Genomic DNA, 7,190 nt, shown 5'->3' with positions numbered 1-7,190 from the left:
CCAGGAAGGCCTTTTGTGCGCGTCCTTACGATCATTCCCACCTACAACGAACTGGAATCGCTGCCCAAGACGCTCCAGCGCCTTCGCAAGGCCGTTCCGGCGTCGGACGTGCTGGTGGTCGATGACAACAGCCCCGACGGCACCGGCCAGCTCGCCGACGGCTTCGCCGCCGAGGACTCCCAGGTCCACGTCCTGCACCGCAAGGGCAAGGAAGGCCTGGGCGCCGCCTACATCGCCGGGTTCAAATGGGGCCTGGACGCCGGCTACGACGTCCTGGTGGAAATGGACGCAGACGGCTCCCACCAGCCCGAACAACTGCCCCAGCTGCTCGAAGCCGTGGAGCAGGGCGCCGACCTGGCCATGGGCTCCCGCTGGGTTCCCGGCGGCAGCGTGGTCAACTGGCCCCTGTACCGCCAGGCGATCTCCCGGGTGGGCAGCGCCTACGCCCGGCTGATGCTCGCCCTGCCGATCAAGGACGTCACCGGCGGCTACCGCGCCTTCCGCAGGACCACCCTCGAAAAACTCAACCTCGACCAGGTCGACTCCGTCGGCTACGGCTTCCAGGTGGACCTGGCCTGGCGCGTGGCCAAACTGGGCCTGCGCATCGAAGAACGCCCCATCACCTTCGTCGAACGCGAACTCGGCGCCTCCAAAATGAGCGGCAACATCGTCATCGAAGCCATGATCAACGTCACCAAATGGGGACTCACCGCCCGCTGGAACACGCTTCGGCGCCGCGGCTCCGCGGACAGGAAATAGACCCGGAGACTGCCATCCTTTCGTGCCACCGACAAAGAACTGCCCCGGCATCCCGATGCCGGGGCAGTTCCTTTGTTGAGAGCGCGGCCGCAATCAGTTGTTGTTGGCGGCGTTGCGGTTATCCGTACGCCAACGGATGCCGGCATCGATGAAGTCGTCGATCTCGCCGTCGAACACCGCTGACGTGTTGCCCACTTCGTGTTCGGTGCGCAGGTCCTTGACCATCTGATACGGGTTCAGGACATAGGAACGCATCTGGTCGCCCCAGGACGCCTTGACGTCGCCAGCCAGGGCCTTCTTCTCGGCGTCCTCCTGCTCCTTCTTCAGCAGCAGGAGCCGCGACTGCAGGACGCGCATGGCAGCGGCACGGTTTTGCAGCTGGGATTTCTCGTTCTGCATGGAAACTACAGTGCCGGTGGGAATGTGGGTCAGTCGGACCGCGGAGTCGGTGGTGTTGACCGACTGGCCGCCCGGGCCGGACGAACGGAACACGTCCACCCGGATCTCGTTGTCCGGGATCTCGATGGAGTCTGTCTGTTCAATCAGCGGGATGACTTCCACTGCGGCGAACGAGGTCTGGCGGCGGCCCTGGTTGTCGAACGGGCTGATCCTGACGAGGCGGTGGGTGCCGGCTTCCACACTCAACGTGCCGTAGGCGTAAGGCGCTTTGACTTCGAACGTGGCAGATTTCAGGCCGGCCTCCTCCGCATAGGAGGTATCCATAACGGTCGTGGGGTAGCCATGCCGTTCAGCCCAGCGAAGGTACATGCGGAGCAGCATCTCTGCAAAGTCCGCCGCGTCCACGCCCCCCGCGCCCGCGCGGATTGACACCACGGCTTCGCGCTCGTCGTACTCGCCGGACAGCAGTGTCACGACTTCCAGTTCCTTGAGGGCCTTCTTAATGGACTCGAGTTCGGTGGCGGCCTCCCCCATCGAGTCGGCATCGTCCTCGTCCTGCCCGAGTTCCACCAGGACTTCCAGATCGTCAATCCGGGATTCGAGCTTGGTGAGGCGTTCAAGCTCCGACTGGCGGTGTGAGAGGCGGGAGGTGATTTTCTGGGCGGCCGCGGGATCATCCCACAGGTCCGGTTCCCCTGCCCGTTCGCTGAGTTCGGCGATGTCTTCCTTGAGTGTCTCCACATCGCTGACGCGTTCGATGGACTCGTAGGTGGCGCGGAGCGCACGGATTTCAGCGGAAAAATCAATATTGGCCATGGTGGTTTAAGCCTACGCTATCGGTGGATACGGCCCGGCGCGCAGGTACGTCGGGGCGCCCGACCCCGGCGGGTCACGCCTGCACGGGGCTGGCAACTATAGAGTCAACTGTTCGTCGCGTCATCCGTTCACCGGGTCAACCGCGAACGCGCGGTCGATGTTGCTTCAATGCGGATACCGTCGGGAATCAGGAAGTTGACCACGGGCGGGTGCACGGCGGCGGACAGGACCACCACGGCGGTGGAACCATCCGGTGTTCCCGTCTCCCCTGTCACGGCCAGTGCGGAAAAACGCTGGGATGCAGGACTTCTGGCCACAAAGTCGGCAGCCACGTTACGGACCCGGGCAGGATTGAGTACAGCTGACGGGGTTCCACCTTGTGAGCCGACCTCGCCCAGTGTGTAGCTGTCGGCAGCTGCAAGGGACGCTCCATCCGCAAGTGACAGCAAGCGCTTGTGCTCCAAGTAGACGGCGGAGATGCCCATGACCACTGTCGCGACCAAGAGTGCAAGGAGAACGTAGCCAAGAATCATCACCAGCACCTGTCCGCTGTCATCCGGTTCCCTGCGGTTCACCTGTACCTGCCCACGATTTGGGTGGAAGAGGCTTCCACCCGGGTGGCCGTCAGCCCTTCGGCGAAGGGTACGAACGGAAGGGGGATGGTGAGGCTGACGGTCACTGTCACGGTCGTCCCGGCAGCCTGGCAGTCGGAGGGATTGCAGGTGGTGACCAGGCTGGCCCGTTCTACCTGGTGGCCGAAGTCGGAAAGCGCGAGGGCCACGGCCTGTTCGGCAGTCGACTGGGCGGTCGAAGCATCGGGCTGGGCAACATACACTTTCGCGGCTTGGTCCGCGGCGCCCACGACGGCGAAGGAGCCGCCCTGGATCTGGCCGACGGTAATAACAAAATAGACCAGCGGGACCATGAGCAGGAGGGCAAGGAATACGAACTCGACCACCGCGCTGCCTTGTTCGTCTGTCGGGGGCTGCCTGGAGCCTGATTCCTCCCCGCCTGCCAGCCACCGCAACACCCCGTCCATTCCACAACCCTCAGCCGTCTTCCGGAAAATCACCTGCCCTGCCCCGCCGCCTGCCCGTGCCAGCCCTGTGCGATGTTCGGTGGAAGCAGGAGGTGGATTGTGCCTGGACAACGGATTGAAGCTGGAGAGGTCAGGGTTGGACAGCAGCATGGCCCCTCACCTCCAGCATGTCCCTCGGGCCGATCAACCCGATGACCGGCATGGGAGACCGAACTGTGACCTCAAGGGTGCGCATCCCCTGCACCGTCACTTCCCGGATACTCACCTGTTCAGCAAAGCTCTGGTTCAGGGCTGTACCAATGAGGCTCCTTGTCCGCTCCTCGGCATCGGAGGCGCTGCGGTCAGCAAGCGCCCCGTACCGCGCACCGGACGCAGCAGCATCGATAAGGGTATTCCGGACATGCAACACCAGCGTCAACTGGATGACCGCGAGGAAGAACATCGTCAGCAGCCCACCGACCAAGACGAAGTCCACTACCGCTGAACCCTGCTCACCCGGCCGGGCCAGCTCCGGCGGCGCCCCCAGGCCGGGAGCGTACGCTCTCATGGATCAGTTCCCCACCTTGTCCATAGCCTGGTTGAACATGGCCTCAAGGGCTGGTCCGGCAAGCGCAAGCAGGGCCGCAACCAGGACCGCGGACATCAAGGTGATCATCACCCACCCCGGGACGTCACCGCGCTCAGGGTTATCACCGGCGCGGGACGGTGATAACGGAACGCTCCGGAGGACGTGAAACCGGTAGCGTCGAAGGCGCCGCGACCTTGCGGGGCTGGTCCGATTGGGCTGCAGTAAGGCCGCGAGGCCTAGAAGCAGCATCAGCCAACGGGTTCCCATGGATTTCATCGTGCGTCCTGTCTGGTTGCGGAATGGGAGTTTGGATAGGTACTCAAAGCTGCGGGCTTCCGTTCCTTTTGCCGTTCAGAAGCCCAGATTGATGGCGGCGATGCCGGGAAAGACCGCAAACACCACGGTTAGGGGAAGGACTCCAAAGACCAGCGGGACCATCATTGCGATCTCTTTCTTGCCTGCAGCCTCCATGAGGTCCCGTTTAGCTGAATCACGTACGTCTTGTGCCTGCGCACGAAGCACGTCCGCCAGGGGTGTCCCCCTTTCCACCGCGACAATGATGCCGTCAACGAACCTGACCAAAGGCGGGAGGTCGGTGCGGGCGGAGAATTCCTGCAGGGCGAGGACCAAAGGCTTTCCAGCCCTTGTCTCAGCGAGAATCTTTGAAAATTCCTTTGAAAGTTCACCGGTGGCGCTCCGACAAACGCGGTCCAATGCTCCCGTTGCGCTCTCCCCTGCGCCCACGGCGAGCGCCATGAGCTCTGCAAGGCTGGGAAACTCTGCCATCATCCGCCCTTCCCGGCGGCGGACTTGAACGCCGAGCCAATAGTCCCGAAGCACGAAGCCGCCCGCAGAGCTGCCGAGGATCACTGCTGCCGCAAGAACAGGGCTGAACCTGCCTGCTGCTGCTCCCAGAAGGACGACCATCAGTGCGGCGACAAAACTGGCCGCAGCCCACAGCAACTGCTCTGCACGGAAGTCGAGGGGTGATTTATTGATTCCTGCCTGCGCGAGTCGCCGCCCGGTAGCCCCCGGCGAGGGATTGAGCTTCCCCAAAGAGGAGATCCAATCCTTCAAGACAGGACGGAGGATCCGTCCAAGGGGGCCGAAAGGAGTCAAGTTCTGCTCACCCGCCACCAGGAGGCGCGATTCCAGGTTGTGCGACTTCAGCTGGGGCTCAATACGTTCAGACAGCGTCATGGCGCGCATTGGAGGCGCCCGGAAGATCACGAGCCATAGCCCAAGACCAAACCCGATGCCGCAGATCACTGCTGCAGGGCTAACCATGATCATCGGAGCACTCTTTCATCCTGCGGCAGGGCACCAATTTTGAGCATTGCGGTGTAGCAAATGAGTGACACCACCAGGCCGCCGAGCAGGACCGCGGCGCCCACGGGCGTGTTGTAGGCCCTGATGGCTTCAGGCCTGGTCGAGAGCAGGATCATCACGATCCACGGCGCCGCAACGGCCAGCCGCGCCGCACTGATGGTCCACGACTGCCGCGCCTCAAGCTCACTTCGGGTACGGGAGTTCTCCCTGAGGAATTCGGCAAGCGTGCCCAGGAGCTTCCCCAGGTCCGAGCCACCCACTTCCCGTGTCAGCCGGAGCGCCTCGACAATGCGGTCAGCCACCGGGTCCGCCAGCCGCTGCTTAAGTTTGTTCAGGGAGCCATCAAATTGGCCGCCGGCCCGGTAGTCGGCACCGAACTCACGAAAGATGGGACGCAATTCCTCAGGACCCTTATCGCCAAGCTGAATGAGGGCCTCAGGCAGGGGCAGACCCGCCCGGATGGCGGATCGAAGGTGGTCGACGACGTCGGGCCAAAGCTGGCGCAGCATTGCCCTTCTCTTCTTCGCCCGCCATCGGAGGACAGTGATTGGCAACCACGTACCGAATAGCCCGAAACAGACGGCAAGGGGCCACGAGCGGCTAAACCCGAAGAACACGAGTGCAACGAAAGCCCCGAGCCCCAGGCACGTGCCGACCAGGCCACGGACTGAGACCTTATCTACACCCGCCCCGGCGAGCAGCTCGGCGAGGCGGCCAGGCTTGCGTTCCCTGTTTCCGCGGTCGGGCACTTCCCAACAGGACCACCAAATAAGGAAGAGACCGATACCCGCGGTGGTGCCCATGAGAGCGGACATCATCGCGGATCCAGCAGTGCGGCCACGTCATAGCCTGCCCGTGAGAATTTCTCTGCCGCCGGCATGGCGTTGGCGCAAGCCTGCAGGACTCCGTTGTCCAGGGCGAAGACTAACGACGACTCGATGATGCCATTTTCCACACGCCGGCCCAGCGAAAGGATCTGGGTGACCTGCCGCGTTCCATCGGGGTGCCTGCTGCAGTGCACCACGAGGTCTATACAGGAGGCGACCGTCGGCACGACGAAGGCGCTGGAGATGTTGTCCCCTGCGAGTAGCGGCAGCGTGCAGATCTTGGTGACGGCATCATGGGCCGAGTTAGCGTGGACGGTGCACATGCCCGGAAGACCGCTGTTGAGTGCTATCAGCATGTCCAGGCTCTCCGCTTCCCGCACCTCCCCCACCACCAAGCGGTCCGGGCGCATTCGCAACGCTTCCTTCACCAACCGGCGGAGCGGAATTTCACCTTCACCTTCCAGGTTGGGTTGGCGGCATTGAAGACCTACCACGTCCCTGAGCGGAAACTGCAGTTCGAAGATCTCCTCCACCGTAATGACGCGTTCCCGGCTTCCAATGCTGGCTGCCAGGCAGTTCAGCATGGTTGTCTTGCCTGCCTGGGTCGCTCCTGATACCAGGATGTTGAGTCCGCTGGATACTGCGGCACCGAGAAAGCGCGCCGACTGCGGTGTCAGTGTTCCCAAATCGACAAGATGTTCGAGCCGGCTGGCCTTCACAACGAACTTGCGGATGTTGACGGCCCAATGACGGCGGGTTACATCGGGAATCACAACATGCAGTCGTGAACCGTCCGGCAAAGCGGCATCGACGAACGGTGACGACATGTCCAGTCGTCTGCCGGAGCTTTTAAGCATCCGCTCCACAAGGTCCCGCACTTGCTGTTCCGAGAGGCTCAGCGAAGTCAGCTCGGACTCGCCGTTGCGCGCCACATAGATCTCATTGGGTGCGTTGAGCCAGATTTCCTCCACCGTGGGGTCATCCAGGAGCGGCTGAAGTACTCCAAACCCTGCCACCGCATCGAAGAGGAACCGCCGGGCTGCATCAAGCGGACCCAGCGGCGGAAGCGGTCCCAACAACGCGCGCTCGTCATAGTCCGAGACCGCGGCTTCGACCAACCGGCGGACCTCGCCTGCCTGCCTCAACGGATCCAGCCCGCGGCGGCGGATCAGCTCGCGGACTTCGTCCTCGACTATTCCCAGCGCGTCCATTTGTCCCCCAAACGACTGCCGCCCCCGGCGGAGGCAGTGCGACTGGGTCCAGCCTAAGTAGAGGTGACTCCGGCAACAAGTCATCGATGCAGCAATGTGGATAAACAGGAACGTGCAGGATTCGGGCAGGACCTCAAGATTTGGCATGGACCTGCGCAAGATTCACACGAGTAACATCAGAATCACTAGTTACCCCAGTAACACTGGTGCTAAGGTGAGCGCGTTATTTATCGAAATAGCAC

General features: G+C 62.7%; 9 protein-coding genes. 1 reads left to right on the top strand and 8 read right to left on the bottom strand.

The features are described 5' to 3' along the window. Nucleotides 1-15: 15 nt before the first annotated feature. The gene (locus ACTJK0_RS08920; protein ID WP_440744116.1) at nt 16-759 is read left to right on the top strand and encodes a polyprenol monophosphomannose synthase; all 744 of its coding nucleotides are present in this window, start codon (nt 16-18) and stop codon (nt 757-759) included. A 93-nt stretch (nt 760-852) separates the two neighbouring features. On the opposite strand, the gene prfB is transcribed toward ACTJK0_RS08920, so the two are convergent. The 8 genes from prfB to ACTJK0_RS08880 form a co-directional block, all read right to left on the bottom strand. After that, nucleotides 853-1,974, bottom strand: a complete 1,122-nt coding sequence (prfB, locus tag ACTJK0_RS08915) for a peptide chain release factor 2 (protein WP_110541097.1) — start codon at nt 1,972-1,974, stop codon at nt 853-855. A gap of 128 nt (nt 1,975-2,102) precedes the next feature. Further along, nucleotides 2,103-2,507 (bottom strand): pilus assembly protein TadG-related protein, encoded by a 405-nt coding sequence (locus ACTJK0_RS08910; RefSeq protein WP_110542061.1) that lies wholly within the window; start codon nt 2,505-2,507, stop codon nt 2,103-2,105. Between the two features lie 38 nt (nt 2,508-2,545). Next, complete coding sequence (locus tag ACTJK0_RS08905) at nt 2,546-3,163, bottom strand: TadE/TadG family type IV pilus assembly protein (protein WP_440744117.1); 618 nt, start codon at nt 3,161-3,163, stop codon at nt 2,546-2,548. Beyond that, a complete protein-coding gene (locus tag ACTJK0_RS08900) occupies nt 3,144-3,560 on the bottom strand; it encodes a TadE family protein (RefSeq protein WP_440744118.1) in 417 nt (138 codons plus the stop codon). The genes ACTJK0_RS08905 and ACTJK0_RS08900 overlap by 20 nt, the downstream gene beginning before the upstream one ends. A gap of 3 nt (nt 3,561-3,563) precedes the next feature. Further along, nucleotides 3,564-3,857 (bottom strand): hypothetical protein, encoded by a 294-nt coding sequence (locus ACTJK0_RS08895; RefSeq protein ID WP_110541099.1) that lies wholly within the window; start codon nt 3,855-3,857, stop codon nt 3,564-3,566. Nucleotides 3,858-3,932: 75 nt separating this feature from the next. Further along, on the bottom strand, nt 3,933-4,874 hold the full coding sequence (locus ACTJK0_RS08890) for a type II secretion system F family protein (protein ID WP_110541100.1): 942 nt from the start codon (nt 4,872-4,874) through the stop codon (nt 3,933-3,935). Further along, on the bottom strand, nt 4,871-5,728 hold the full coding sequence (locus ACTJK0_RS08885) for a type II secretion system F family protein (RefSeq protein WP_440744119.1): 858 nt from the start codon (nt 5,726-5,728) through the stop codon (nt 4,871-4,873). The genes ACTJK0_RS08890 and ACTJK0_RS08885 overlap by 4 nt, the downstream gene beginning before the upstream one ends. After that, nucleotides 5,725-6,948, bottom strand: coding sequence for a CpaF family protein (locus tag ACTJK0_RS08880; RefSeq protein ID WP_440744120.1), 1,224 nt, complete (start codon nt 6,946-6,948; stop codon nt 5,725-5,727). The genes ACTJK0_RS08885 and ACTJK0_RS08880 overlap by 4 nt, the downstream gene beginning before the upstream one ends. Nucleotides 6,949-7,190 lie beyond the last annotated feature (242 nt).

This window comes from Paenarthrobacter sp. 22069, assembly GCF_052046035.1.
In the GTDB taxonomy this organism is placed as follows: Bacteria; Actinomycetota; Actinomycetes; order Actinomycetales; family Micrococcaceae; genus Arthrobacter.
The sequence above is the reverse complement of the archived record's forward strand: the minus strand, read 5'-3'. Positions and strand labels throughout refer to the sequence as shown.

What these genes read in the sequence shown, in the direction of transcription:
- prfB (WP_110541097.1), bottom strand. Translation starts at nt 1,974, where the DNA reads ATGGCCAATATTGATTTTTCCGCTGAAATCCGTGCGCTCCGCGCCACC.
- ACTJK0_RS08910 (WP_110542061.1), bottom strand. Translation starts at nt 2,507, where the DNA reads ATGATTCTTGGCTACGTTCTCCTTGCACTCTTGGTCGCGACAGTGGTC.
- ACTJK0_RS08905 (WP_440744117.1), bottom strand. Translation starts at nt 3,163, where the DNA reads ATGCTGCTGTCCAACCCTGACCTCTCCAGCTTCAATCCGTTGTCCAGG.
- ACTJK0_RS08900 (WP_440744118.1), bottom strand. Translation starts at nt 3,560, where the DNA reads ATGAGAGCGTACGCTCCCGGCCTGGGGGCGCCGCCGGAGCTGGCCCGG.
- ACTJK0_RS08895 (WP_110541099.1), bottom strand. Translation starts at nt 3,857, where the DNA reads ATGAAATCCATGGGAACCCGTTGGCTGATGCTGCTTCTAGGCCTCGCG.
- ACTJK0_RS08890 (WP_110541100.1), bottom strand. Translation starts at nt 4,874, where the DNA reads ATGATCATGGTTAGCCCTGCAGCAGTGATCTGCGGCATCGGGTTTGGT.
- ACTJK0_RS08885 (WP_440744119.1), bottom strand. Translation starts at nt 5,728, where the DNA reads ATGATGTCCGCTCTCATGGGCACCACCGCGGGTATCGGTCTCTTCCTT.
- ACTJK0_RS08880 (WP_440744120.1), bottom strand. Translation starts at nt 6,948, where the DNA reads ATGGACGCGCTGGGAATAGTCGAGGACGAAGTCCGCGAGCTGATCCGC.